Raw genomic sequence first — 24,166 nt, forward strand, 5'->3', positions numbered from 1 at the left:
ACTTGTTTCGGCACCGCGCCCGGCGCACGGGTTTGGCCTCGCATGACGGCGGTCCATTCAGGCCGGGTGACCCCGTTTTGGAAGCGCGGCCAAGTTTCCCTTTGAAAAACCACATTTTCCCTGCTATGATAAGCATGTTAACTAATGTTTACCAGAAATGCGGGTGCTGCGATGTATTTCTATGACAAGCTTAAAGATCTCCGCAAGCTCAAAGGCTATACGATCCGTGAGCTGGCAGACCGTTCCGGCGTATCGGCCGCTTACATTTCCCAGCTTGAGAACGGCAACCGTAATATCCCGTCTCCGGATGTGCTCATGAAGCTGTCCGAAGGCTTGAATATCCCTTACGCCGAACTGATGAAAATTGCCGGATATCTCGACGAACAGGAGAACGGCGGGGACAAGCCCAAGGCTCCGGTCAATCTGCGCCGGTTTCTTCATGATAACGATCTGATCTTCGACGGCATCGAACTGACGGAGCAGGATAAAGAATGGGTAGAGCGCATGCTCAGCGCTTTGTTCTGGAAAGAACGGAACAGCCGCAACGGGTAATCCGGGCCAGACGGCTGCTTCCTGACATCCCGCCTTACATACGCATAAGCAGCTCAAACAACCCGCCGGGAACCGAATCTTCCCTGCGGGTTTATTCTTGGTGTATGTTAATCCGGGCCGGCTACGCGATTGAATTCGGTTTGCCCAGTTTGCCGAGGTTTCCCTGTATCTCCTGGATCCGTTCATTCTCCTGCCTCAGCTTCTCCTCTATACGTTCCGTCAAATGAGCGATTTGTTCTGCAACACTGTCCGGCACTTCAACTTCGGGCAGCGACTTGATAATATACAGCAGACACTGCAGCGTATCTTCCATCACTTCTTTTTTGCGGCTTGCGATTACGACCTCCGCCAGAAAGATGAGGTGCGTCAGTTCATTTTGCAGGACACTCATTCATGTTCCACTTCCTTCCACTTCCGATTATGACTGAAATTATCGAATGTGAAAAGTTGCTCTTGACAGTTTTAACTGTAATATTTATTATACTAGATATAACGTAACTTATTTAGTTACAGTTTAGTCCACCCAGACGGCATCCGTTATGCCCGGATACCCGTCCTTCTGCCGGCGGGCCTGACCGAGTTCTCCCTTTTCTGCCGAACGGCCGGCGGCCCGCTTTTTTTTAACGAACGACCGAAAATCGTTTGGCCTGAAAAAATTGACTACGCGGAACAACCGGAAACCAGACATGTTTTCCGCAAAACCGCACACATTACCTATAACGTTGCGAACCGCCAAAAGGAGGATATTTATGACCCAACAGCTTTTTCCCGAAACTCTTAAAGTCATCTCGGAGCGTCACTCCGTAAAATCGTACGATCCGGATTTTGTGTTTCCCGAGGAACATAAGGAACTTATCCTGAACGCGGCTAACCAGGCGCCATCCTCCTGGAATCTGCAGCACTGGAAATTCCTCGTGATCGACGATCCGGCCGCCAAACAGCGTTTGCTCCCGATCGCAAACAACCAGAAGCAGGTGGCGGAAAGCTCCTTTGTCGTCGCTGTCCTGGGCGACCTGCAGGCGAACCTGAACGCCGAGACGATCTACGGGGCGGCTGTAGAAGGCGGGGTTTTGACGCTGGAAATCAAGAACACGCTCGTGTCGCAAATTAACGGTGCCTATGCAAGCGGCGGCACTATCCCTCGGGATGAAGCGATCCGCAACGCCTCGTTCGCGTCCATGCAGCTTATGCTCGCGGCGAAAGCGCTCGGCTACGACACGTGCCCGATGGGCGGCTTCAATCCGGCCGCGCTCGTGCAAGAGTTCAACATTCCGGAGCGTTACATCCCCACTCTGCTGATCTCTGTCGGCAAAGCCGCGAAACCCGCTTATGCGTCCGGACGCTTTCCTCTGGAGCAGGCTGTCGTTAAAAATTCGTTCTGACCTGTTTACCCGGCAGCCCGAATCGTTTAAAGACACACAGATCTAAACTCGCTTGATCCCATTAGAGGCAAGCGCGCGGCCTATAGCTTTTCGCATCACGCTTTACGCGCTATTCACCCGTCTACACCAAAAATTTCACACCCGGAGGGATTCCTATGTCTTTGCTAAACGTATCCGATCAAACTTTCCAGGAAACGCTGGATAACAACAACCTCGTTCTCGTCGATTTCTGGGCGCCTTGGTGCGGTCCCTGCAAAATGCAGAGCCCGATCCTGGACCAGCTGACGGAAGAAGCCGGCGAAGCGGTAACGATCGCGAAAATCAACGTCGACGACAACCCGGAAACGGCTTCTAAGTTCGGCGTGATGAGCATTCCTACACTTAAGCTGTTCAAAAACGGCAGCGAAGTCAAAACGATGGTAGGCGTTCAATCGCTTCAAACTTTGCAAGAACTGGTTAACCAAAACAAGTAAATGTCCGGCAACTTCCCCAGAGACCGGCACAAAAAAAGAGCGGTCCCTTTCGTCATCCGGCGAAGAGGACCGCTCTTTTTACGAAAAAACGCGGAACCTCAGTTCCGCGTCGTATATTACTGAATCGTAACATTTTCGAACAGGAGTTCATCGATCAGCTTGTTGCGGTAAAGCATGGACAGATGCAGCGAATCGTAATCCTGCTCCTTATCCAGCTCCTCCATCAGCAGCCGGGCAATTTCCTGCCGCTGGCGGGAATCGTCGGTTTGGCGGAAGTCGATAAAGCCGGTCAGCTGATCCTCGCTTACGTCAATAGTGGCCGTTCCGATCGGAATACCGCCGTATTCCTGCTCGTAAATTTCATAGGTCAGCGTATCCCCGTCATCCCTCGCCAGAATGATCGAGTATTCGTCTTCTCCGCCGTCCAGCTCGCTCAGCTCTTCCGTCTCTTCCAGCGAGATTTCGATCGAATCCACGATTTCTCCGTCAAAGCGGCTGTGGAACAAAAAGTTTTCGGTTTCTTCTTCCTGAAAATCGGCGACAATCAGATTCGAAGCGAGCTCCATCTCTTCCTCGAGCGGATCGAATACCCAGTCGAGCATACAGACGGCTTCGCTGCCGTAGATCCGGCATGACGCTTCCGCCACAAGACGGGAACCCGGATCAAAAAGCTGGTATTCCACCCTGCCTCGCATATCCTCCAGAAGCACCAGCTCGTAATCCGGTTCGGTATCGTAGGCGTCCTCTTCCATAGAGATGTCATCGAGTTCTTCTTCCTCGTAGTCTCCGTATACGGATTCGTCACCGACCCACTCCGCCGTCGTCTCATCGTCCTCATAGTCCACCGCCGGGGATTTCTCCGGAAGCAGCGGGGTGCCGATGATATGGTCATAGCTGCCATAAGTCAGCACAACGTCGCATTCCCGGATGTTCATCGCATCGACCAGCCATTGGATATGGTTGCGCACGAATGCGTCCACTTCTCTTTTGCCGGCTGGGGATAGTACGGCATCTTCAAGCTGAATGCCCCCGGTCATCCGGTCCCCTTCGCGGTACACCAAACTGATAATTCCGGCAAAACGGCCGTCCACCAAGATTTCCGTCACTTCTCCGCCCGCCGTTTTGAGGTCGGGTCTTAGTACTAGCTGGGCCATTCGCTCTGCCTCCCTTATCGGTATTTTCCGGACGATGCAGCAAGTTCTGGCCAGGCCAAAAATGCTTACCCGGAAGATTCTGCTCCTAGCGTACCCGTATTCCCGGAAATATATGTGACAAGCGGGAGATGAGCCCATAACAAAAAAAGACTTACCCGATGTCTGCTAATGCGGACGGGTAAGCCTTTTTCATAGATGCTGCACGGAGTAGCCTCCGTTCAATTCGTCAGGACTGCCGGGACGGCTCCGCTGCCGGTGACGGCTCAGGCTCGTCTTCGACCTTGAAGCGTTTCGGCAGAAGCAGCGTGAGCACGATACCGATGGCCGCCAGAACGAGCAGGGACCAGAAGATGCGGCTCAAGCTGAACGCGAACAAATCGCGGACGCCCGCCATCGTTTCCGGCGAGAAGGCGGAACGGCCGTGGGCGTCCAGCGCCTTGTTGAGGTCGATGCCTCCGACCTCTTCGGGATGGGCCTGCTGATACGAGTGCAGCGAGGTATTGTAGAGCATCCCGAACACCGCGATCCCCAGCGTCTGGCCAAGCGTACGGATGAACGTGTGCGAGGACATGGCGGCTCCGCGCAGCTTCCAGCCTACGGCGGATTGCATCGTGATCGTATATGCCGTGAAGGCGAAGCCGAAGCCGATCCCGAACAGCGCCGTGTACACTTCGAGCGCCCACGCCGGAGTCGCGGCCGTCATCAAAGCCAAGGCGACGGAACCCGCCGTGATCCCCCCTATCCCGATCAGGACGGCGGTTTTTACGCCCAGGCGGACGAAGCCTCTTCCCGCCAGAGCTGCGCCGACGGTCCAGCAGATGGACAGCGGGATCAGCGCGAAGCCTGAGCCGGTTGCCCCGCCGCCGTTCACGCTCTGAACCCAGAGCGGCAGATAGATCGTGACCGCAACGAGGATCGCGCTGAGAATGAAGCCCGACGAGTTGATGAGCGTAAGGAGCCGGTCCTTGAACAGGTCAAGCGGCAGCATCGGCTCCGGTGATCTTTTTTCGACGGCGATAAAAATAAACAGAAAGACGACGGAGACGAGCAGCAGACCGATAATGACCGGCGAGCCCCAGGCATACTGGACCCCTCCGCTCAGCAGGGCATAGATCAGAGCCGTCATGCTGACCGTGAACGTCACAATGCCCGGATAATCGATCGGCCGCTTCGTTTTTTCCAGATTTTCGTGCAGAAAGGCGGAAATAAGCAGCATGGAGATGATGCCGAACGGAATGTTAAAATAGAAAATCCATCTCCACGACACATAATCGACCATCAGGCCGCCCGCCAGCGGCCCGAGAATGCCCGAAAGCCCCCAGATGCCGCTGATCCAGCCCTGGATCTTCGCGCGTTCTTCGAACGAATAAATATCCCCGACGATAATCATCGTAACGGGGAGAATGGCGCCGGCGCCGATCCCCTGGACCGCCCGGAAGAAGATCATCATTTCCATGGATTGCGCGATTCCGCACAAGGTCGAGCCGATCAGGAACAAACCGGTTCCGATCATAAAAATTTTCTTGCGTCCGTACAAATCGGACAACTTGCCGAATATCGGGGTAGAAACCGCAGTTGTGAGCAGGTAGATGGAAATCACCCAGCTCATCAAGTCCAGACCGCCCAAATCGCCGACGATGCGGGGAATGGCGGTCGACACGATCGTGCCTTCGATGGAAGACAGGAAGGTCACGACCATGATGGCCAGCAGGACTTTCGTTTTGTCGGTGTTACCGGTCCGAGTCATGGGCAGCACCGCCTTTTCTTTTTTTAGTGAACCGCCCTGGATGACCGTTCAATTGCTTAATCCCGGCGGACTGTTTGCAAGACGTACGTTTCCAGCGCTTGCGCTACGCCGTCTTCATTGTTGGAGGCGGTTATTTGGTCCGCCTGCTCCAGAACGCCTGCCGGAGAATTGGCCATCGCGATTCCGAGACCCGCGAAGGAGATCATCTCCAGGTCGTTGTAGTAGTTGCCGATGGCAAGCACTTCGTCCGGACGGACGTCCAGACTTGCGCACAAGCTGCGCAGGGCGTTGCCCTTCGTCGCATCGGCGTGCATCACGTCGATAAAATGATCCCCGCTGCGGATCATGCGGAGATCGCCGTACAGCCGGGAAAGCGACCAGTCCCGCTCAACCGTGTCCATGACGGCCGGGTCCGCGCTGTACAGCGTGAATTTGACGAGCGGGACCGTCAAAGCCGTAACATCCGCAACCAGATGCGGAGTGACGAAAAACTTTTTGTACATCGCCTTTTCGACCTCGGTCCAATATTCCAGGTACATATCAAACGGGGCGCACACATCGAAGTGTACCCGGTGCTCGCGGCAGTAAGCGATCATACCGGCGATTTGGCTGACCTGAAAGGCATACTGATGGATCAATTCCAGTCCGGGAGACTGGACGGTGGCGCCGCCGTTGTGCGTAATGACCGTACCTTCCAGTCCCAGTTCCTCCAGAACCGGAATGGCGCTTGCGGGCCCGCGACCCGTGCAGAGCACGATAGAACTTCCCTGCTCGTGCACACGTCGTACGGTTTCCCGGGTTCGTTCGGTAAGGAGATAATCGTCGTTCAGAAGCGTACCGTCAACATCCAGGGCAATTAGTTTGTAAGTCATGGGGCAGGTCTCCTTTCCACTCCGTTATCATCTGGTTTTGTCTCTCTTGCCTTGTGCATGCCTTAGCTTCGTCTCACTTATGTAGGTCGTTGTCAACGCCGGGAACGGAATCGAGGAAAGGCTTGCCCTGAAGCAGCTCCAGTTCCTCGCGGGTCAACTCCCGGTATTCGCCCAATCCCAAATTCGGGTCCAGCCGGAGCGGTCCCATCGAGATACGCTTCAAATAAACGACCCGCTTGCCTACTGCCTGGAACATCCGTTTCACTTGGTGAAACTTCCCTTCCTGAATGGTCAGCTCAATCTCCGAGTGCACCGGATCGGCGGTCGTATCGCATGCCAGAACGCGAAGCTGCGCCGGCATGGTCACATACCCGTCATCCAGCTCGACGCCCGCCTCAAACGCGCGCTTGTCGGCTTCTCCGACCGCGCCTTCCACCTTGGCGTAGTACGTTTTGGACACATGCTTCCGCGGCGAAAGCAGATTGTGGGCCAGCTTGCCGTCGTTCGTGAGCAGCAGAAACCCTTCCGTATCTTTGTCCAGCCGGCCGACGGGAAATACGTCAAAAGGCGCATAAGCATCGCTGAGCAGATCCACTACCGTGCGGTCCCGGTTATCTTCCGTAGCGGAAACGACGCCCTGCGGCTTATTCAGAAGAAGATAGACGAATTCCCGGTAAAGGATTTTTTTCCCGCTTACGGCGATCTCGTCCTGCTCCGGGTCGACCTGCATTCCGCTGTCTTTAATCCGGGTGCCGTTCACTTCGATGAGGCCGTTTTTGACCGCCTTTTTCAAATCGGAACGTGAACCGTAGCCGAGATTGGCCAGCACCTTATCGAGCCGTTGTGTTTTCCTTTTAATCGCGTTTCCGCCTCCTTCCTGCCAATATTTTTATGGAACCTGCCTCGGTTTCCTGCTTTTCCGCCCTTATGAATAAAAGCCCTCTTGCCTCCGTGAATCCGGGGCCAGGGCATGTTCGGTGGACTGCCTTTTATGCGAATCGGGGTATTCGGTCGAAGTGTTGCTGTGAAGCGTACCGGGCGGAATTTAGTGCGGCTCCCCGTATTATAGACTATTCCGGGCCTGCTTGCACCTTCGATCCGACAAAAAAACAGGCAATCTTTCACGATTTTCTCACTTTTACATGAAGAACTAGCAGGATTTGCGCTCTTTCGTCTCGAAATTATTCTAGCTAAACAAGTAACCCTACAAGGAGTGAATTATGAAAAAATTAGCGATTTACTTAGGCATTATTGTTGTCCTTTTCGCTGCCATCTTCATGCTCACGAAATCTTCCAACAAGGGCAACGACGAAGCGGCCAACAAGCTGTACGGCGTATCCGCTTCCAAGCTGAAACCGGCCACTCAGAAATTGCTCGAAGACCCGAACTACCAGAACCTGATCAAACCCGAAGAGCTCGACAAACGCATCGCGAGCAAAGAAAGCTTCTTCCTGTACTACTACGGCGCCGATTGTCCGCACTGTAAAGTAACGACGCCCGTACTTGTCCCGCTTGAGCAAGAGCTTGGCATCGACGTGAAGCAGTTTAACCTGCTTGAATTCCAGGACGGCTGGAAAAAATACAACATCGAATACACGCCTACACTCGTATACTACAAAGACGGCGTAGAGGTAGAACGCATGGTCGGCGGCGTGCCGGAAAACGGCGGAACCGAAGGCAATACGCGTGAGAAGTTCAAAGAATTTTTCCTCAAGCATAACAGCAAATAAACCAAAGAAGCAGCGGAGCTAATCCGCTGCTTTTCTTATTCTTTCCACTCTCGCGGAACTGCCGGTCAAAAATCTTTCTTCTTAATAATCCCGAGCGAAATCGCATAAGAAACGAGAAGCGCCGCTACTCCCGCCGCCGCGATAGACGCGCCCGCCGCTGGGGAAGGAAGCCCCCATTTGTCCGTTGCGCCTACAATAAAGCCCAGCATCGAGGTCGCCAGAAACAGCAGGATCATCATAATGACGCTGATCATTTGCAGATGTCTGTCCCCGAGCCAGTAGTGCAGCGGAAGATAAATTGCCGCATAAACGATGAGCATAACGCCCAGGAGGCCTGAAGTTCCCCAGGAGAAAGCGGAGGCGGCGTCCGTTCCTTGTAACAAGGCCGTTACGATGCTTACGGCAAAACCGATCGCGACACCCAGGACACCGAATACGATCACGCTCATGTACCTGGCGCGCACGATATCCGAACGCCGCACGGGAAGACTGCCCAGCAGGATGAAATTGCGGTTCTTCACGTCATGATTCGCCGAAATGAACAACAGCATGATGGAGGGAACAAGCTGAACCAGAACTCCGCCCATGGAAGAGCTGGAAAAATAGAAGGCAAAGAAAATGACATAGACCCCCATTATCAAGAGTTCTTTTCTCATCACACGAAAATCTTTGCTAAGCAGTGCCAGCATGGCTTTTCCCTCCTTTGACGGTGTAGACCATAATATCTTCCAGCGTGGCGGGCTCGATAACCGCATAGCCTCCGAACAGCTTCTCCGCCTGCGGCCGGTTATAAACCAGGCCTTGGAAACCTACGGACGTTTCCCGGATGGAAACGAACTGCTTGCGGATGTCCGCATCCAGCAGCTCCGTCCCTCCTTTTACGATGGCGTACCGTTCCTGAACGTTATCCTTGGTCTCGCTGAAAACGAGCTTTCCCCGGTTCATGAAGGCGATATAATCCGCGACGCGATCCAAGTCCGTCGTAATGTGGGTGGAGAACAGGATCGTATGCTGCTCATCCTGCATCAGATCCGCGAGCAAATCGAGCAGCTCGCGCCGGAAGACGGGATCGAGCCCCGCGGTCGGTTCGTCCATTACCAGGAGCTTCGCCCCGTGGGACAGAGCCGCAGCCAGACCGAATTTCATCTTCATGCCTTTGGATAAGTCCGAAATCTTCTTCCCCGACGGAAGCTCGAACCGCTCCAAATACGTTTGAAACTGTGTATCGTTCCATTTCCGGTAAAAAGAAGCGAGCAGCCTGCCGGTCTGGCGGACGGTCAAATGCTCGTAGAAGTGGCTTTCGTCCGATACGAAACCGATCATTTCCTTGATCTCCTTCTCCCGCTGCGGCATCTCCATTCCTTCTATGAAGACACGTCCCTGCTCCGGAATCGCGAGATGAAGCAAAATTTTGATCAGGGTGCTTTTGCCCGCGCCGTTAGGTCCGATCAGTCCCGTAATGTATCCTTTGGGTACCGCAAAGGACAAGTCTTGAATGTTGAAATTGGGATATGTTTTGGAAATATGCTGAAATTCCACCGCATTCATCGAATGTCATCCTCCTCTTGATACAGCGCCTTGACCGTTTCGACCGTTTCTTCCACCGTTATTCCCAGCTGCCTGGCTTCCCGGACGGCTTCCGACAATTTCGCTTCGAACTGCTTTAACTGCTGCTCCCGGATATATTCCCGATTCAGACCGGAAACGAAGGAGCCTTTGCCGACGACCGAGTCGATCAACCCTTCCTTCTCCAGCTCCTCGTAGGCCCGCTTGGTCGTAATCACACTAATTTGCAGATCTTTAGCCAACTGCCGGATCGACGGCAGATTTTCTCCCGGAAGCAGCTCCCCCTGCAGAATTTGACGCTGAATCTGCTGTCTGATCTGCTCGTAAATCGGCTCGCCTGAACTCTGCGAAAGAATAATGTTCATAATTCACCCGCTTCGCGTTATATCTGTTCATATTGTATATGTATACTATATACACTATATACAATGCTGTCAATGCTCATTTGACCATAAAAAAAACGGCAGACCGCATGGAGCAGTCTCCGTTTTTTGCCCGCCGGCCGCCGTTGTGAGGAGCTTTAGCGGTCTCCGTATCGTCCCAGCTCCTCCATGAGCAGCCGGACTCCCCTCCGGATTTCTTCCTCCCCGACTTGGGAGACATTCAGCTTCAAGTAGTTGTCCCGGGGAAAGCCCGGCAGATAGTGCTTGCCGATCGGCTCGATCACCACCGATTTTTTGCGCAGCCTCCCCGCCAGCTCCTGCTGGGGAACGGACGGGCTCAGCAGAAGGTGGGTATGCACGGGAGAGTGCTCCTCCCCTTCCATGGTCCCGCGTACCGCACCGCATGCAAGCGGCTCATGCTCCGCAAGCATTTGCCGGAGAAGCCGCGACCTGGCCGCGTAGGCGGCTTTGATTTTATGCTTGTGCCGTTCGAACATGCCGCTTTTCAGGTAAATCTCCAGCGCACCCTGGGAAATCATCGAGCTGTCGATGTCGGCAATCCGCTTGTATCGGCTGAAAAGGTCCACGAGACTGCCGGGGATAACCGCTATGCCGATGCGGAGGCCGGGGAACATGATTTTGGAGAAGCTTTTCAAATAAATCACACGCGCGCCCTCATCGTAAGCATGGATCGGATCGGCTTTCCCGTCCGGCTCCAAGTCGGCCAGATAATCGTCTTCCACCACGTAGACATCGTACTTGTTGGCAAGGGCCGCGATTTTCTTCTTTACTTCCGTACGGTAAGAGCTGCCGAGCGGAGCGTGAAACCTCGGAATCGTATAAAAGAACTTGATCGGCTCCGTCCGGAAAAGCCGCTCCAGCTCGTCCGGATCGATCCCTTCCCGCGAACGCCGGATTCCCATAACCGGGACGCCGTGAGTTACGAGCTGTTCGATGAACAGATGGTAGCCCGGCTGCTCGATCAGCACTTTCGTTTTCCCGTTCGGAAAAGGAAGCGCGGCCAAAATCGCCAGCGCCTGCTGCACGCCGGAAACGACAAACAGGCTGCTGACGCGCGTAAACACCTGATAATCCGCAAGCAGCTTCTGCATCATCACGAGCAGCGCAGGCAGTCCTTGAGGTGTCCCGTACACAAACAAATCGTTTTTGTACGTATCGATCGCTTTGTTTATGCAGTGCTGGAAATCCAGATAAGGAAAAAAGGCCGGGTCCGGAGCGGAGACGGCAAAGTCGATGACATCCGGCAGGTCCGTAATGGAATCCGGCGACGATTTGACGACATAATACCCGCTCTTGGCGATGGAATAGACCAGATGCCTGCTCTCCAGTTCCTCCAGCGCACGGATAACGGTGCTTTTGTTAACCCCATAGCTTTCCGACAGCTTCCGGATGGAGGGAAGCTTGCTCCCTTCCTTGTAGCGGCGGTCCGCTATCTGCTGTTCCAGATCGGTTAAAAGTTCTTCATATTTGTGCATGGTTCACCTTCTCCGGCCAATCTGTACCGGTACAGTTAACGTTTTCTTCTATTGTAGCACAGGCGCCCGTCCCCTTAAAATCTAGACAGGGACCTTAATAAACCGCTTTGCATGCAGGCTAAAAGGAATAGATCGCCATGAAAGCAGCACCGCTTACCAAAGCTTACCTATCCGCCGTACTTTACGCCTTGATCATCGGCTTCTCGTTCATATTCGTGAAAACCGCCCTCGTTTCCACAGGGCCGTTCGATCTCCTCGCGCACAGGTTTACGATTTCCCTGGCCGCGCTGCTCGTCTTCCTCGCCCTCAGCAGAACCCGGCTGAACATCCGGAAGCGGGATTATTTAGCCATCCTGCCGATGGCCGTGCTGTATCCCGTTCTGTTTTTTGCTTTCCAGACCTTCGGCCTGGTACAGGCGTCGGCTTCCGAGGCGGGAATCATTCAAGCCGCAGCCCCCGTTTTCACTATGATGCTCGCTTCGGTTGTGCTGAAGGAACGGACCGGCCTGCGGCAAAATCTGTTCATCGCCCTCTCTGTGGCAGGCGGTGTTTATATTTTCGCCATGAAGGGACTGGACTTTGGTACGATGAACGGAGCCGGGCTGTTCCTGATCCTGCTCTCCGCTCTTTCCTCCGCCGGATACAGCGTGCTCGCAAGAAAATTAAGCCGGAATTATACGCCGCTCGACTTGACGTTTGTTTCGCTGCTTTTCGGCTTCGTCGCGTTTAACGGGTTTGCGGTCATCCGCCGTACCGTCCAAGGCACGCTTCCTCTCTATTTCGAACCTTTCGGCGACCTTTCGTTCACCGTCTCGGTCCTTTTTCTGGGCGTGCTGTCCTCCCTTGCGAGTTCATTTCTGTCCAATTACGCCCTTTCCAAAATGGAGGCCTTCAAAATCAGCATTTTCAGCCAATTGTCCACGATCGTTACCATGGCGGCCGGCGTCATCATTTTGCATGAGAAACTGGCGTATTTCCACTTGATCGGAGCCGCTCTTATGATTGCCGGAGTGGTCGGCGTATGTCTGCCCGCTTCTCCCCGAAAAATTTCCCGGCAGCCGGAAAGAAGGCCGGATGCGTGAAGAGAATTGTCAGCGGCAAAAAGCCGCAGGCAAAACGAAAAGGCCGTGAATGCACGGCCTTTTCGTCGTCTGCCTTATTCCGGGCTGTCTGCTTCGGGCACGGGCTGTCTGCTTCGGGCACGGGCTGTCTGCTTCCGGCACGGGCTGTCTGCTTCCGGCACGGGCTGCTGGCACCCGCTTCTCGCCCCGAATCGCAGGCCTAAAGAGAGGCACGCATATGAATGCCGGCCAGACGCTTCCCGTCCGGTCCCGTCTTCTCCGACACCTCAAACGGTCGGAAACCCAGCTTCGCATACAGAAGCAGCGCAGTCGTGTTCGTGTTGTGGCAGACAAGGTTAAGGAACGGGACACCGAGCTCCCGCTTCGCCTTGTCCATCATCGTGCGGATCAGGTAAGAGGACGCCCCTTGTCCCCGGTACCCGGGCGCCACAATCACGTTTCCGAGCCAGCATTCCGTCTCCCGGACGCAATCGTACAAATTGGCATAAGCCGCAATGTCCCCGCCTTCGGCCGTTATAACGGTCGGGCACAGCCGGATTTTCAGCGTTTCGCGGATCTGCTCCGGCGTTAGCGGATATACCCCTTTCGGATACATGTAAAAGAGCTCTCCCGCATGCTGCGGCAGCCCGCAAATAACGTCCAAATCGTCCGGTGTTAAAGGCCTGTTTCGATACCCCGCCATTCCTTGTCACTTCCTCTTCTTATGTACCGTACGACAAAAGCAAACACCGCTATCCTGCCCGCTCTTGTCCCGGTCCCTGCTTGCAAAAAAACCGGCCGGGCCTTATGCCTGCCGGTTCTTCCCTGCCGCTCCGTTTAGGATTCGGTCCGCCTTATAAATTCTATCCGGTTTGCAAACCTGTGATCATCACGATTTCTCCCCGTCAATTTCCCGCCCGCTTTGAAGCTCCCGGACCCGTCCCGCCAGCTCTTCATCCACGATGCAAATCTCCAGCGGATAAGGTTCGAAGGGCCTCTCCCGGATATTCCGGAGCTTAATCAGATAGGCCTCCGCATCCCGCAGCAGCAGAGCGACGTCTATTCCGAGCAGCCTGTCCGGGTACCCTTGCAGCTTCGCCATCCCCGATTCCATCAATTTAACGGCTCCCGATACGTTAGCGTTCTGATGATGATACAGCCCGACGGCGATCTGCAGCAGCCCTTGGTAAAACGGCTTCCGGCCTTCTTCCAGCCAGAGGGTCTCCATCACTTCATGGCATTCGTAGTAATCCCGGTTCACATTAAACTCGTATAAAAAAGCGAGGTATAGAGGATCGTAAGGACGCAAATCAGCGCTCCCCTTTTTTCGCCCGCTTAATGGCTTCCTGGATTTCCTCCTGAAGCTCGCGCATGGCCCGCGTATCCTGCTTTTCGAAAATTTCGTTGAAGCGCATCTGGAACTGGACGGCTTCCCGAACACGATGATAGAAGTACAGCACCTGGATGCAGTTCAGAATGACGGTAACGAGATTCGAATTATCTTCGAACAGCTTCTGCGCTTCGACGATTTCCCCGCGGATATTGGACATTTCCTGATCCAGCAGGTAAGCGGCTTCGGCCGCCCGGCTCAGTCTCGTACGGACTTCCTCCGGCAGCATGCTTTCCTTGTATTTATAATTCAGGGAATGCTCGATAGTCGCCCAGAAATTCATCGCCAGCGTACGCAGCTGAATCTCGCCGAGCACCTTTTTCATCCCCAGAGATGTTTGCACCGGGTATTCGATAATCATATGAAAGCTGCGGTAGCCGCTATCCTTCTTGTTGGCGATATAATCTTTCTCGTAGAGCACTTTCATATCCTTACGCTGGTGGATCAGCTCGCGCAAGGTTTCGATATCTTCAACGAACTGGGACATGATGCGGATGCCCGCAATATCTTCGATGCCGGTTTCGAGATCGTCCATCGCTACGTTCAACTTCTTGGCTTTATCCAATATGCTGGAGATTTTTTTGACACGTCCGGTCACGAATTCGATCGGAGAATATTCCTCGCGGTTTTTCAATTCCGCCCGGAGCGTTTTGAATTTAATTTTGAGTTCCTCTACGGTCTGTTCATAAGGAAACAGAAATTTTTTCCAATCTCTTCCATCCATAAGAACTGCCTCCACTTCCGGTCAAAGTCGACGTTGATCTGCCCCGATCGCCTCGGAAATATGGGTATAGCCGTCTTTTTTAAGCAGGGTCGACAAACCTTCATTCAATTTCTTCAAAAGGCCCGGGCCTTCGTATATAAGCGCCGTATACACCTCGACGAGGCTCGCTCCCGCCCGGATTTTGTCATAGGCATCCTGCGCGGTGAAAATTCCGCCGGACCCGATAATCGGGATGCGTCCTTCCGTCATTCGGTACACGCGCGAAATAAGCTCGGTCGAACGGGATGTCAGCGGACGTCCGCTCAGGCCCCCTGCCTGATCCCGGTTGGGATGACTCAATCCGTCGCGTCCAAGCGTCGTATTCGAAACGATAATCCCGGAAACCCCGCTTCCGCCGATGACGGCAATCGTACTTTCCAGCTCGGTATCGGTCAGGTCGGGCGCAATTTTGACGAGAACCGGCTTGGCCGCGCCGCCGGTCCGCTCGTGCTGAAACTTCATCTCGCCCACGACGGCATGAAGCAATCTCTGCAAATCATTGCCATGCTGCAAATTACGCAGATCGGGTGTATTCGGTGAAGAGATATTGACCACGAAAAAGTCGCCATGCCCGTACAAGGTACGGATGCAGGAGCGGTAATCTTCTTCCGCCTGCTCGTTTGGCGTCGTTTTGTTCTTGCCGATGTTGACAGCCACCGGGATAGGACGGCTGTCGAGGCGGCTTAAATTTTGCGCCATCGCCTCCGCGCCGATATTGTTGAAGCCCATCCGGTTGATCAGGGCTTCATCCTCCGGAAGTCTGAAAAGCCGCGGTTTGTCGTTGCCGCTCTGCGGTTTGGGGGTAACGGTCCCCACTTCCATAAAACCGAACCCCATCCGGGAGAATCCTTCAACCGCCTGGGCGTTCTTATCCAGTCCGGCAGCAAGTCCCACCGGATTCGGAAACGCGATTCCCCAGAGCGTGCTATGCAGTTCGTGGGCACGACCGGATCCCCAGACAGCTCCGATAACGGATGACATTCCCGGGATTTTGGCAGCCGTTTTAAGTCCGTTAATCGTCAAATGGTGCGCCTTCTCCGCGTCCATGCGAAACAGGACCGGCTTAGCGATCTTTTTGTATACCATGCAGTTGACACTCCGTTCCTCAGTACTCTCATCTGTCAGTTTATCGCGTTCCGCGCGAGAATGCAAAGATTTTTACCCGTACAGAGTCCCTTTATCGGGACGTATAACTCCCGTTAATCGGCATTAAACACGAACGAAATATATTATAACACATAAATCGTTCGTTTTATGGCGAATTCCGTACAAATGTTTGCTTTTTTTGAGACGTTCTTGCGACAGAACCTATTTTGATAAACCGGATCGTTTTAATCGGTTTTAAAAAAACGGATTTAAACGGCAGACCCCCGTCTCGTAACGCGTCGGACGGACGGGTCCCTGACCGCCATTAAAAAAGCGCCCTCCCCGCACTTAGCAGGGAAGACGCTCTCGCATTACGTTCTTAACGGGCGGGGATTTAATCCAGCCAGCGGTATACTTTACCGGGATTTGTCTCCTGAACCTCCGAAGGAAGCTTAAAAGCTCCCTTCGGGCCGAATCCGGCCCCGGGTGCACCGCTTCCTTTGGAAGCCCCGGCGCCGTCATCGCCAGGTCCGTCACCGACGAGCCCCGCAGGAAGAAGCCCGCTGCCGATGGTGACCTTCGTTCCTTTCGGCGCCATATCGAACAGCTCCTCCACGTCTTCCTGCCTCATCCGGATGCAGCCCAGCGATTCGTCCTTGCCGATCGAGGACGGGTGTCTGGTCCCGTGGATCGCATAGTCCGTATCGGACAGCGTCATCCCCCGCGTGCCGAATTCGCCTTTCGTCCGCCCCTTGGGATTGCGGACTTTCTCGGAGACGGCGAATTCGCCGAGCGGCGTCCGCACGCCCCCGAGACCGACCTCGTAGCTCCGCACGACGGTCCGGCCGCTCACCAGCGCCAGCCGGTGCAGCTTCGTGTCCACGAGGATGGCCAGCGGCTCGCGGAGCGCCGCCTCCGCGGCGGCGGAAGAGGCGGGCGGCTTCGTGCCGGGGGCCTCTTCCGTACTGCCTGCCCCGGCTGCGGCCCCTCCGCCCGCGCCCGCGGCAGCCGCCTCCCGTACAAGCGGGAACGCTTCCCGCATGTACGGCGTCAATCCCGACATCACGTTGTCGGGATACGGCCGCAGCAGCTCCTCCGGACGCTCCGGCAGCTTCCCGCTCGCCGCGCGGTAAGCCTCCATCGCCGAGCGGAGCACGAGGAGCTGCTCCTGGCGCTGCCGCCAGGCTCCCGCCGGCTCCGCGAAGCGGCCGGGGTCGTCCGGGAGGCAGTTGCAGGCGGCGGCGTCGAAATAGGCGATCGCCGCCGCTTCGCCCGGTGCGCCGCTCCGTACCGACAGGAGCGGCTTCAGCGGCCGGTGCCAGGCGATCCAGCCGCCGCCCGGACCGGCCGCGCCCTGCGCGGACAGGAGGACGGCTTCGCCGCCTGCCCGCCTGTCGCGCAGCAGCATCCGTTCGAGCGCTCCGCTCGCGGACGTCTGCTTCTCCGCGGCGGAGGAAGCGTCCGCCGCCAGGTAGACGCGGAGCCCCCCGTCCGCTGCCGGGAGGTCCGCCGATGCGGCGGCGCTTCCGCCGGGGCGCCCGTCTCCCGCGTCCGGACCCGCCGGGGAAGGCAGCAGCGCGATCAGCGCCAGCAGGGCGGCCGTAAGCGCGGCTTTTCTGCGGCGGGACCGCTTGGCCGCCGTCTTCAGCTCCTGCGGCCAAGGAACGGAGGAATCGAGCGCCGACCAGTCGACGGTTATTTTCCGCTTCTCGAACGCTTCATAGATTTCGCCGGACTGCGCATAGCAGTAAGCGGCTTTCCCCCGGTCTCCCCGGGCCGCATACTCCCTGCCGAGCAAGTACCACGCCATCCTCTGGTCCGGATGATCCCGGACATATTCTTTCAGGTAAACCCGGTCTTCAATGGGATTGTGCCGCAAAAATCGGGCCAGTTTCTCGTCCGGTTTTTCTGTGCTCACTTTTTTCACCGCCTGCTTCAAGGATTACCGGTGTTTCTTTTCCTTTTATCGGCAGGAGAAGTCTCACTTTTGAATTTCCTTCAAAGCGTATGTCTTTTTCTCTTTTATCCGAGTAATTCCGACAATAACAGACAAAAAAGCCCTGTTTCCTATCGGGAAACAAGGCTTTTTTTGTATAAAGAAAGAGATCTTACATATTGAAAGGAGTATCGGCCACTTTGATCGAGTCGGTCGGGCAGCCGTCTTGCGCATCCTGCAGATCGTCGTAAAGATCTTCCGGAATTACGGTCACGCCGTGGTTACCGTCGCCTTCGTAAATCACTTCCGCAATACCCTCGTCATCGTAGTCGTAAATATCTGGAGCAGTTGCGCCGCAAGCGCCGCACGCAATGCAGGTGTCTTTTTCCACCCATGTATACTTAGCCATATATGAATTCCTCCTCTAATAGTCCTCCATTGTCCACTATAATATAAAGTATTCGAAAGTTCAACGGAAAGTACAAGTGGAAAGCCAGACGCCGCGCGGTGTCCGGCTCTTCCCCTTTAAGATTTCTTTCTTGGGCGGATGTTATTCGGCTCCCCCTCTTTTACAACGGAAAAGAATCTCCATCCGGGTCTTTCTGCAGGGAAGTTCCCCTCCGCTTGCGGTTGCGGATAAGCGCCGACGGATTGTCCCCGATCATCCCCGCGGTAAGCACGGCATCTTCTCCGAATTTATCCCGGAGCGCGTCCATAATTTCGCTCAGCTTGTCCTTCTTCGGCTGCTGCTCGTAACTGAACAGATCGAGCTGAATCGCAGCCTCCTCCTTCGGCGTCAGATTCTGGCCCGTGATGCCGAGGAGGCGGATAGGTTTTTCCGGCACCCAGTGCCGGTCGAACAGCTCACACGCCGCCTTGTACAGATCTTCGTGATGGTCGGTCGGCACGGGCAGCGTCACATTGCGTGTGATCGTCTTCATATCGGGGTCGCGGATCGTGATCTGCACGGTCGAAGCCATCAGCTTTTGATGTCTGAGCCGGCGCCCGACCTGATCGGCCAGATTCAGGAAGACACGGAACACTTCCTTGCGGTCCGTATAATTGTAAGGAAGTGTCGTCGTGTGGCCGACCGACTTATTCGGCTCGCGCTCCGGGTTGACTTCCGAACGCGAAATACCGTTGGCGGCCTGCTTGAGAGCGGGTCCGCTTATGCCGAACGATTTGCGGAGAAGCCCTTCGTCGGCGGCCGCCAGTTGGCCGATCGTGTGAATCTGCAGCTTCTGCAGCTTCTCGGCCGTCTTTCTGCCGATGCCGTACAGTTCTCCGCAGGGCCTGTCCCAGAGGACCTTGGGCACATCCCTCAGACGAAGCACGAACAATCCGTTGGGCTTCTTCATGTCGGAAGCCATCTTGGCCAGAAGCTTGTTCGGCGCCACGCCGACCGAACAGGGCAGACCGAGCTCCTCGTGTATTCGGGTCTGAATCTCTTCCGCGATCTGAAGCGGGGTTCCGAACTGCTTGGAACCCGTTATGTCCACAAAACATTCATCAATGGACATGGTCTCGACCATCGGTGAATAATCATAAACTATACGGCGGAAGCCGCGGGAAAACTGCCGATACAAATCGAAATTCGGCTTGATGAGCACCAGCTCCGGACAAAGCCTCAACGCCTGCCGGACAAGCATGCCCGTTTTGACTCCGCGAGCCCTGGCGGGATAGGAGGAGGTCACGATGATGCCTTTGCGCTGCTCGACGCTGCCGGACACCGCGATCGGCTTGCCCCGGTACAGCTCGGGCTCCACAACTTCGTGTACGGAACAGTAAAACGCGTTCATATCAATATGTAAAATGACTCTTCCGTTCTTCGGGTACCCTTCCTGTGCCAACATCCCGGTTTCCTCCTTCCTACTGGGCGCGAAGTCCCTGATTGCGTATCGAAAGCGGCGGTGCGGCGCTTTATCCTCTTTATTCCTTCTGATTCTTAGTCTATTCCTGTCGGCCTGCGGAATCAAGAACGTCTATCGTCCAAAATTTGCGAAAATTCATTCTTTATGGTTGAAATTATGGTATAATCGTGCATTATACATTCGAGAAAACATTCGAAAAATGAACAGCCACACGTTTAGAGGGGGAGCACCGAAATGTCCGATTCAATTAAAATCTTTGACACTACGCTTCGTGACGGAACCCAGGGCGAAGGAATCAGCCTGTCCGTGGAGGACAAACTGAAAATTGCCCAGAAGCTCGACGAGCTGGGCGTTCATTATATAGAAGGCGGCTGGCCCGGAAGCAACGGCAAAGACATTGAATTTTTTAACCGTGTTCAGGAACTGAATCTTAAGCATGCGAAAGTAACGGCATTCGGCAGCACCCGCCGCAAGAACACCAAAGCCGAAGAAGATCCGAATCTGACGACGCTGGTGGCATCTGGCGTCAAAGTCGCGACGATTTTCGGGAAATCGTGGGATTTTCACGTTCACACCGCCATTCAGACGACGCTGGAAGAAAACCTCGCGATGATTTTCGATTCCGTACGGTATCTGAAAAGCTGCGGTCTTGAAGTCATTTACGACGGCGAGCATTTTTTTGACGGCTACAAAAACAATCCCGACTATGCCCTCCAGACGATCCGCCAAGCGCAGGAAGCGGGTGCCGACTGGATCGTGCTGTGCGATACGAACGGCGGATCGATGCCGGAAGAAATTTTCGAGATCGTTTCGGAGGTTAAGAAACAGATCACGACTCCCGTGGGCATCCATGCCCACAACGACTGCGAACTGGGCGTCGCCAACTCCCTGGCAGCCGTAAGGGCCGGTGCCCGCCAGGTCCAGGGCACGATGAACGGATACGGCGAGCGCTGCGGCAACGCGAATCTGTGCTCCGTCATTCCGAATCTGCAGCTGAAGCTGGGCTTCGCCTGCATCTCGGATGAGCAGCTGGAATCGCTTGGGCCCGTCGCCCGTTACGTCAGCGAGATCGCTAACATGCACATGCCGATGAATCAGCCGTATGTCGGCAGCGCGGCTTTCGCCCACAAAGGCGGAATCCACGTGTCCGCTATCCTCAAGCACGCGAGTACGTACGAGCATATCGTTCCCGAGAAGGTCGGCAACAAACAGCGCGTGCTCGTTTCGGAGCTGGCTGGACAGAGCAACCTCGTTTCGAAGGCGGCCGAGCTCGGCCTCAACCTGGAGCAGCAGGACGGCAAAGCGAAAGAAATCATTTCGCGCATCAAAGACCTCGAACACGAAGGATACCAGTTCGAAGGTGCGGATGCTTCGCTTGAACTGATGATGCGGGAAGCTTCCGGCGAGCTTCAGGAACCGTTCGTGCTGGAATCGTTCAAAATTTTCGTGGAAAAATCGGCGGATCGTCCGGTCAGCTCCGAAGCGTTCGTCAAAGTGAACGTGCACGGCGAATCCATGTATACCGCAGCGGAAGGCGACGGACCTGTCAACGCGCTCGATAACGCGCTGCGTAAAGCCCTGCTGCCTTTCTACCCGGACATTCATAAAATGCACCTGTCCGACTATAAGGTACGCGTGCTTGACGACAAAGGAGCGACCGCTTCCAAAGTCCGGGTTCTGATCGAATCCCGCAACTTCGAGAACGAATGGAATACCGTCGGCGTTTCCCCCAATATTATCGAAGCCAGCTGGCACGCGCTCGTCGACAGCTTCCGGTATGCCCTAATCGGCAAACCCTGCATCGAGAGAGAATCGCTTGATCCGAGACCGGTCGGTCTTGTGAACCATTAAAGGATTCTCACCCTCCCTTACAAAAAGATAAGCCCCGTTTCTGCCGTGTGGGCTGCCTAAGCTTTACACACGGACCCGAAACGGGGCTTTTTTCATACCTTCGGAACAATCGTCAGATAGGAAAGACGCAGACTGTCTAGCGGCCTTTGATCAAAGCCTTGATTTTCTTTTCCCATTCCGCCTTGGGAAGAAGGTTTACCACTTCCTGAACGACTCCGTTCTTATCCACAAGGAAGCTCGTCGGGATCGCCAGAAACTTGAACGATTCCGAAACTTTACCGGGTTCATCCAGCAGCACCGGAAAATTGATGCCATACTCCTTGGCGAAGCCCCTCGCCTTTTCCTCGTCATCCTGACTCGTTACATTTATCGCCACCAGGTCCACTTTGTCCCCGTATTTGGTCTGAAGATCAATCAAATCCGGCACTTCCATCTTGCACGGACCGCACCAGGACGCCCAGAAATTCAAAATAAGCGGCTTATCGCGCGCGCCTCCGACCTGGTAGGGCTTACCGTTCAAGTCCGGCAGGCTGAAAGAAGGCACAAACATCCCCGGCCGGGGTCCCGTTTGAGTAGGGGCTGCCGTTTCTTTTTCGTCTTTTTTGCCGATTTGGACAAATATTGCCGCGGCCAGAAGAAGCACGATGGCCAGAATCGCTGCATTCCGTTTCAATTTCAGCCCTCTTTTCTACGTCATTCGCTTTATTCTATCACATGGGAGGTTCATCAGGTACATCACCCTCAGTATCCCCATCTTTATCCGATTCCAACATTATGAACGGCTTAAAAAGTATGATCTCCCGACCCGGGGAAACCCTATCCGTACCAAGTCAGAAGAGAGGTCAACCACATGGAAAAATCGAAATCCCGAGGGCTTGACATCATTTTCGAGAGTGATCAGAACGACGACTACCGGTTTACCGCCGAACAGACGGCTGAAGGCGGTAAAAAAGGCGGCGGCGGCAAAGGCCGGCTTCTTGAATTTATGGCCATTGCGACAGTACCGCTTGTGCTTGTACTCGGCAACTCGATGCTGGTCCCTATTCTCCCCCAACTGGAGACCGAGCTGGGCATCACCCAGTTCCAGAGCAGTCTGGTCATCACTCTGTTTTCGATAACCGCAGGACTGATCATCCCAATCTCCGGATACTTATCCGACCGGTTTACGAGGAAATCAGTGATCATTCCGTCTCTCATTATATACGGGGCGGCCGGGGTTCTGGCGGCGTTCGGAGCGATCTGGAAATCGTATACAATCCTTATTATAGCCAGAGCCATTCAGGGTATTGGCGCAGCCGGCACGGCCCCTATCGCGATGGCGCTCGTCGGGGATTTGTATAAAGGGGGCACGGAGAGCAAGGCCCTGGGCCTGACGGAAGCATCCAACGGGTTCGGCAAGGTGCTCAGTCCCATCATCGGTTCCCTGCTCGCCCTTATCGTCTGGTATATGCCTTTTTTCGCCTTTCCGATCTTTTGCCTTCTGGCTCTGCTTGCCATGATGTTTCTTATTCACGAACCCAAAACCAAGAAGGAACCGCTGGAACTGAAGCCTTACCTTCACAAAATCGGGACCATTCTGAAAGACAAGGGACGCTGGCTGATCACTTCCTTTTTTGCGGGTTCTCTTGCGCTTTTTATCCTGTTCGGCGTCCTGTTTTATCTTTCCAATACACTGGAGGAAGCTCCATACCATATAGACGGTGTCAAGAAAGGCCTAGTCCTGGCAATCCCGCTTCTGGGCATGGTCATTACCTCCTACACAACCGGAGCCCTGATCAAGAAAAACGGCACCCTGATGCGCTGGCTGATCAACATCGGCCTGTTCATCATGACGCTTTCCCTGGCATCCACGATTTTCGCTTTACAGAACCTGTATTTGTTTATCGGGCTGCTTACCTTAAGCGCTATCGGCACCGGGCTGCTTCTCCCTTGTCTTAACACGATGATCACCGGCTCCGTGGAAAAAAGCGAACGCGGTATGATCACGTCCATCTATAACAGCCTCCGGTTCATCGGCGTGGCCTTCGGTCCGCCCATCTTCGGCTGGCTGATGGATAAATCCGACCGGCTCATTTTTATAACCGTATCCTCTTTAGCGGGTTTGACGCTCGTTCTTGTGTTTTTTCTTGTTAAACCGCAGGGAAAAATCAGTTGATCCGTTGAGTCGGGTATGGGATTCCGCTATACTTAGCGCATGATAAACGCGAAACGGTTAACTGAAATCAACGTGAGCCTATCCTTGTACACGGAATGGCTGGAAGGGTTCAGCGGCTTTCCTGACGAAGAAGCGTGCGGGTTCGTTTACGGAAAGATTCGGAAGGAGACCGCATATGTCTCCTCGTTCGTATGGGTCGCGAATGTTTCGGCTTCCCCCTCTCGGTCTTTCCGTATGTCTCCCTCCGATATTATGCGTCACTTAGGCGGTGGAAAAGCCGTAAGCCAACGGCCGGCAGGGTCTTTAGAACTTCCCGTGCTGCTGGGACTGTTCCACTCCCACCCGCATACGCCTGCTTTGCCGTCTTGCGATGACATGTCGGCCTTGCGGTTGTGGCCGGAGCTCCCCTCCTTCTGGATCGTCTCCCTGAAGCGTTCCGTTCCCGAAACCGCCGTCTACACCTGGGAAGGCGACCGGAAGTGCTTCGCTGCGTTCGAACGGTCCGAATCGGCTGTTCCCTCCGTAAAGGTTGCACGAACCGATCGTAGGAAACAGATTGAAGTGTTCCCTCGGTTGGACCGGCCCGGTGAGGCGAAAAATCTTCCGGTGCTCCGCAAAATCCCGCTTTATATAGAAGCGCGATGAAGCCGGCGGAAGGATGAACTTTGCCTAATCCGATAAAACTGAGCTTACGCTTC

At 54.7% G+C, this 24,166-nt stretch carries 26 protein-coding genes; 9 read left to right on the top strand and 17 right to left on the bottom strand.

Annotated features, from left to right (window positions below; translation table 11 throughout):
- Nucleotides 1–144: 144 nt before the first annotated feature.
- Entirely contained in the window at nucleotides 145–552 is a 408-nt protein-coding gene (locus AC58P5_RS10370; protein WP_497386103.1) for a helix-turn-helix domain-containing protein, read from the top strand.
- A 121-nt stretch (nucleotides 553–673) separates the two neighbouring features.
- Here AC58P5_RS10370 and AC58P5_RS10375 read toward each other — a convergent pair whose 3' ends face one another.
- Complete coding sequence (locus AC58P5_RS10375) at nucleotides 674–943, bottom strand: hypothetical protein (protein ID WP_497386105.1); 270 nt, start codon at nucleotides 941–943, stop codon at nucleotides 674–676.
- Nucleotides 944–1,301: 358 nt separating this feature from the next.
- On the opposite strand from AC58P5_RS10375, the gene AC58P5_RS10380 reads away from it, so the two are divergent.
- Nucleotides 1,302–1,934: a nitroreductase family protein gene (locus AC58P5_RS10380; protein ID WP_497386107.1), complete on the top strand. Its 633-nt coding sequence runs from the start codon at nucleotides 1,302–1,304 to the stop codon at nucleotides 1,932–1,934.
- Between the two features lie 155 nt (nucleotides 1,935–2,089).
- On the top strand, nucleotides 2,090–2,407 hold the full coding sequence (gene trxA / locus AC58P5_RS10385) for a thioredoxin (RefSeq protein ID WP_413002027.1): 318 nt from the start codon (nucleotides 2,090–2,092) through the stop codon (nucleotides 2,405–2,407).
- Nucleotides 2,408–2,523: 116 nt separating this feature from the next.
- On the opposite strand, the gene AC58P5_RS10390 is transcribed toward trxA, so the two are convergent.
- From AC58P5_RS10390 to AC58P5_RS10405, 4 genes are all read right to left on the bottom strand, one after another.
- Complete coding sequence (locus tag AC58P5_RS10390; protein WP_497386109.1) at nucleotides 2,524–3,561, bottom strand: hypothetical protein; 1,038 nt, start codon at nucleotides 3,559–3,561, stop codon at nucleotides 2,524–2,526.
- Between the two features lie 226 nt (nucleotides 3,562–3,787).
- Nucleotides 3,788–5,308: an MDR family MFS transporter gene (locus tag AC58P5_RS10395; RefSeq protein ID WP_497386111.1), complete on the bottom strand. Its 1,521-nt coding sequence runs from the start codon at nucleotides 5,306–5,308 to the stop codon at nucleotides 3,788–3,790.
- A 56-nt stretch (nucleotides 5,309–5,364) separates the two neighbouring features.
- The gene (locus AC58P5_RS10400; protein ID WP_497386113.1) at nucleotides 5,365–6,180 is read right to left on the bottom strand and encodes a Cof-type HAD-IIB family hydrolase; all 816 of its coding nucleotides are present in this window, start codon (nucleotides 6,178–6,180) and stop codon (nucleotides 5,365–5,367) included.
- A gap of 73 nt (nucleotides 6,181–6,253) precedes the next feature.
- Entirely contained in the window at nucleotides 6,254–7,039 is a 786-nt protein-coding gene (locus tag AC58P5_RS10405) for a pseudouridine synthase (protein WP_497387555.1), read from the bottom strand.
- 361 nt (nucleotides 7,040–7,400) lie between these two features.
- Here AC58P5_RS10405 and AC58P5_RS10410 point away from each other — a divergent pair, with 361 nt between their 5' ends.
- On the top strand, nucleotides 7,401–7,910 hold the full coding sequence (locus AC58P5_RS10410) for a thioredoxin family protein (RefSeq protein WP_497386115.1): 510 nt from the start codon (nucleotides 7,401–7,403) through the stop codon (nucleotides 7,908–7,910).
- Nucleotides 7,911–7,975: 65 nt separating this feature from the next.
- Here AC58P5_RS10410 and AC58P5_RS10415 read toward each other — a convergent pair whose 3' ends face one another.
- From AC58P5_RS10415 to AC58P5_RS10430, 4 genes are all read right to left on the bottom strand, one after another.
- Nucleotides 7,976–8,599 carry an ABC-2 transporter permease gene (locus AC58P5_RS10415; RefSeq protein ID WP_497386117.1) on the bottom strand — a complete coding sequence of 208 codons (624 nt, stop codon included), beginning with the start codon at nucleotides 8,597–8,599 and terminating at the stop codon, nucleotides 7,976–7,978.
- Nucleotides 8,583–9,458, bottom strand: coding sequence for an ABC transporter ATP-binding protein (locus tag AC58P5_RS10420; protein WP_497386119.1), 876 nt, complete (start codon nucleotides 9,456–9,458; stop codon nucleotides 8,583–8,585). The genes AC58P5_RS10415 and AC58P5_RS10420 overlap by 17 nt, the downstream gene beginning before the upstream one ends.
- Complete coding sequence (locus tag AC58P5_RS10425; RefSeq protein ID WP_497386121.1) at nucleotides 9,455–9,841, bottom strand: GntR family transcriptional regulator; 387 nt, start codon at nucleotides 9,839–9,841, stop codon at nucleotides 9,455–9,457. Before AC58P5_RS10425 ends, AC58P5_RS10420 begins: the two co-directional genes overlap by 4 nt.
- Nucleotides 9,842–9,996: 155 nt before the next feature.
- Nucleotides 9,997–11,355, bottom strand: a complete 1,359-nt coding sequence (locus tag AC58P5_RS10430; protein WP_497386123.1) for an aminotransferase-like domain-containing protein — start codon at nucleotides 11,353–11,355, stop codon at nucleotides 9,997–9,999.
- Between the two features lie 137 nt (nucleotides 11,356–11,492).
- Here AC58P5_RS10430 and AC58P5_RS10435 point away from each other — a divergent pair, with 137 nt between their 5' ends.
- Both AC58P5_RS10435 and AC58P5_RS10440 read left to right on the top strand, forming a co-directional pair.
- Complete coding sequence (locus tag AC58P5_RS10435; protein ID WP_497386125.1) at nucleotides 11,493–12,437, top strand: DMT family transporter; 945 nt, start codon at nucleotides 11,493–11,495, stop codon at nucleotides 12,435–12,437.
- Entirely contained in the window at nucleotides 12,434–12,640 is a 207-nt protein-coding gene (locus AC58P5_RS10440; protein WP_497386127.1) for a hypothetical protein, read from the top strand. The genes AC58P5_RS10435 and AC58P5_RS10440 overlap by 4 nt, the downstream gene beginning before the upstream one ends.
- On the opposite strand, the gene AC58P5_RS10445 is transcribed toward AC58P5_RS10440, so the two are convergent.
- From AC58P5_RS10445 to AC58P5_RS10475, 7 genes are all read right to left on the bottom strand, one after another.
- Nucleotides 12,637–13,119 carry a GNAT family N-acetyltransferase gene (locus AC58P5_RS10445; RefSeq protein WP_497386129.1) on the bottom strand — a complete coding sequence of 161 codons (483 nt, stop codon included), beginning with the start codon at nucleotides 13,117–13,119 and terminating at the stop codon, nucleotides 12,637–12,639. The genes AC58P5_RS10440 and AC58P5_RS10445 overlap by 4 nt on opposite strands.
- A gap of 186 nt (nucleotides 13,120–13,305) precedes the next feature.
- The gene (locus AC58P5_RS10450) at nucleotides 13,306–13,725 is read right to left on the bottom strand and encodes a DUF309 domain-containing protein (RefSeq protein WP_497386131.1); all 420 of its coding nucleotides are present in this window, start codon (nucleotides 13,723–13,725) and stop codon (nucleotides 13,306–13,308) included.
- Nucleotide 13,726: 1 nt separating this feature from the next.
- Nucleotides 13,727–14,530 carry a GTP diphosphokinase gene (yjbM, locus tag AC58P5_RS10455; protein WP_497386133.1) on the bottom strand — a complete coding sequence of 268 codons (804 nt, stop codon included), beginning with the start codon at nucleotides 14,528–14,530 and terminating at the stop codon, nucleotides 13,727–13,729.
- Between the two features lie 21 nt (nucleotides 14,531–14,551).
- Nucleotides 14,552–15,655 (bottom strand): quinone-dependent dihydroorotate dehydrogenase, encoded by a 1,104-nt coding sequence (locus AC58P5_RS10460; RefSeq protein WP_497386135.1) that lies wholly within the window; start codon nucleotides 15,653–15,655, stop codon nucleotides 14,552–14,554.
- A 394-nt stretch (nucleotides 15,656–16,049) separates the two neighbouring features.
- Nucleotides 16,050–17,573: a L,D-transpeptidase gene (locus AC58P5_RS10465; RefSeq protein ID WP_497386137.1), complete on the bottom strand. Its 1,524-nt coding sequence runs from the start codon at nucleotides 17,571–17,573 to the stop codon at nucleotides 16,050–16,052.
- A 190-nt stretch (nucleotides 17,574–17,763) separates the two neighbouring features.
- Nucleotides 17,764–18,000, bottom strand: a complete 237-nt coding sequence (locus AC58P5_RS10470; RefSeq protein WP_497386139.1) for a ferredoxin — start codon at nucleotides 17,998–18,000, stop codon at nucleotides 17,764–17,766.
- Nucleotides 18,001–18,160: 160 nt separating this feature from the next.
- Nucleotides 18,161–19,444: a DNA polymerase IV gene (locus AC58P5_RS10475; protein WP_497386141.1), complete on the bottom strand. Its 1,284-nt coding sequence runs from the start codon at nucleotides 19,442–19,444 to the stop codon at nucleotides 18,161–18,163.
- Nucleotides 19,445–19,696: 252 nt separating this feature from the next.
- Here AC58P5_RS10475 and cimA point away from each other — a divergent pair, with 252 nt between their 5' ends.
- Complete coding sequence (cimA, locus tag AC58P5_RS10480; RefSeq protein ID WP_497386143.1) at nucleotides 19,697–21,313, top strand: citramalate synthase; 1,617 nt, start codon at nucleotides 19,697–19,699, stop codon at nucleotides 21,311–21,313.
- A 136-nt stretch (nucleotides 21,314–21,449) separates the two neighbouring features.
- Here cimA and AC58P5_RS10485 read toward each other — a convergent pair whose 3' ends face one another.
- Entirely contained in the window at nucleotides 21,450–21,986 is a 537-nt protein-coding gene (locus AC58P5_RS10485) for a TlpA family protein disulfide reductase (protein ID WP_497386145.1), read from the bottom strand.
- Nucleotides 21,987–22,163: 177 nt separating this feature from the next.
- Here AC58P5_RS10485 and AC58P5_RS10490 point away from each other — a divergent pair, with 177 nt between their 5' ends.
- Both AC58P5_RS10490 and AC58P5_RS10495 read left to right on the top strand, forming a co-directional pair.
- Entirely contained in the window at nucleotides 22,164–23,468 is a 1,305-nt protein-coding gene (locus AC58P5_RS10490) for an MFS transporter (RefSeq protein ID WP_497386147.1), read from the top strand.
- Nucleotides 23,469–23,507: 39 nt separating this feature from the next.
- Nucleotides 23,508–24,113: a Mov34/MPN/PAD-1 family protein gene (locus AC58P5_RS10495; RefSeq protein ID WP_497386149.1), complete on the top strand. Its 606-nt coding sequence runs from the start codon at nucleotides 23,508–23,510 to the stop codon at nucleotides 24,111–24,113.
- Nucleotides 24,114–24,166: the final 53 nt, after the last annotated feature.

This window comes from Paenibacillus sp. JT31N7 (assembly GCF_059692095.1).

What these genes read in the sequence shown, in the direction of transcription:
- AC58P5_RS10380 (WP_497386107.1), top strand. Translation starts at nt 1,302, where the DNA reads ATGACCCAACAGCTTTTTCCCGAAACTCTTAAAGTCATCTCGGAGCGT.
- AC58P5_RS10435 (WP_497386125.1), top strand. Translation starts at nt 11,493, where the DNA reads ATGAAAGCAGCACCGCTTACCAAAGCTTACCTATCCGCCGTACTTTAC.
- trxA (WP_413002027.1), top strand. Translation starts at nt 2,090, where the DNA reads ATGTCTTTGCTAAACGTATCCGATCAAACTTTCCAGGAAACGCTGGAT.
- AC58P5_RS10425 (WP_497386121.1), bottom strand. Translation starts at nt 9,841, where the DNA reads ATGAACATTATTCTTTCGCAGAGTTCAGGCGAGCCGATTTACGAGCAG.
- AC58P5_RS10420 (WP_497386119.1), bottom strand. Translation starts at nt 9,458, where the DNA reads ATGAATGCGGTGGAATTTCAGCATATTTCCAAAACATATCCCAATTTC.
- AC58P5_RS10395 (WP_497386111.1), bottom strand. Translation starts at nt 5,308, where the DNA reads ATGACTCGGACCGGTAACACCGACAAAACGAAAGTCCTGCTGGCCATC.
- AC58P5_RS10400 (WP_497386113.1), bottom strand. Translation starts at nt 6,180, where the DNA reads ATGACTTACAAACTAATTGCCCTGGATGTTGACGGTACGCTTCTGAAC.
- AC58P5_RS10375 (WP_497386105.1), bottom strand. Translation starts at nt 943, where the DNA reads ATGAGTGTCCTGCAAAATGAACTGACGCACCTCATCTTTCTGGCGGAG.
- AC58P5_RS10415 (WP_497386117.1), bottom strand. Translation starts at nt 8,599, where the DNA reads ATGCTGGCACTGCTTAGCAAAGATTTTCGTGTGATGAGAAAAGAACTC.
- AC58P5_RS10495 (WP_497386149.1), top strand. Translation starts at nt 23,508, where the DNA reads ATGATAAACGCGAAACGGTTAACTGAAATCAACGTGAGCCTATCCTTG.
- cimA (WP_497386143.1), top strand. Translation starts at nt 19,697, where the DNA reads ATGTCCGATTCAATTAAAATCTTTGACACTACGCTTCGTGACGGAACC.
- AC58P5_RS10370 (WP_497386103.1), top strand. Translation starts at nt 145, where the DNA reads ATGTTTACCAGAAATGCGGGTGCTGCGATGTATTTCTATGACAAGCTT.
- AC58P5_RS10390 (WP_497386109.1), bottom strand. Translation starts at nt 3,561, where the DNA reads ATGGCCCAGCTAGTACTAAGACCCGACCTCAAAACGGCGGGCGGAGAA.
- AC58P5_RS10490 (WP_497386147.1), top strand. Translation starts at nt 22,164, where the DNA reads ATGGAAAAATCGAAATCCCGAGGGCTTGACATCATTTTCGAGAGTGAT.
- AC58P5_RS10475 (WP_497386141.1), bottom strand. Translation starts at nt 19,444, where the DNA reads ATGTTGGCACAGGAAGGGTACCCGAAGAACGGAAGAGTCATTTTACAT.
- AC58P5_RS10430 (WP_497386123.1), bottom strand. Translation starts at nt 11,355, where the DNA reads ATGCACAAATATGAAGAACTTTTAACCGATCTGGAACAGCAGATAGCG.
- AC58P5_RS10410 (WP_497386115.1), top strand. Translation starts at nt 7,401, where the DNA reads ATGAAAAAATTAGCGATTTACTTAGGCATTATTGTTGTCCTTTTCGCT.
- yjbM (WP_497386133.1), bottom strand. Translation starts at nt 14,530, where the DNA reads ATGGATGGAAGAGATTGGAAAAAATTTCTGTTTCCTTATGAACAGACC.
- AC58P5_RS10460 (WP_497386135.1), bottom strand. Translation starts at nt 15,655, where the DNA reads ATGGTATACAAAAAGATCGCTAAGCCGGTCCTGTTTCGCATGGACGCG.
- AC58P5_RS10470 (WP_497386139.1), bottom strand. Translation starts at nt 18,000, where the DNA reads ATGGCTAAGTATACATGGGTGGAAAAAGACACCTGCATTGCGTGCGGC.
- AC58P5_RS10445 (WP_497386129.1), bottom strand. Translation starts at nt 13,119, where the DNA reads ATGGCGGGGTATCGAAACAGGCCTTTAACACCGGACGATTTGGACGTT.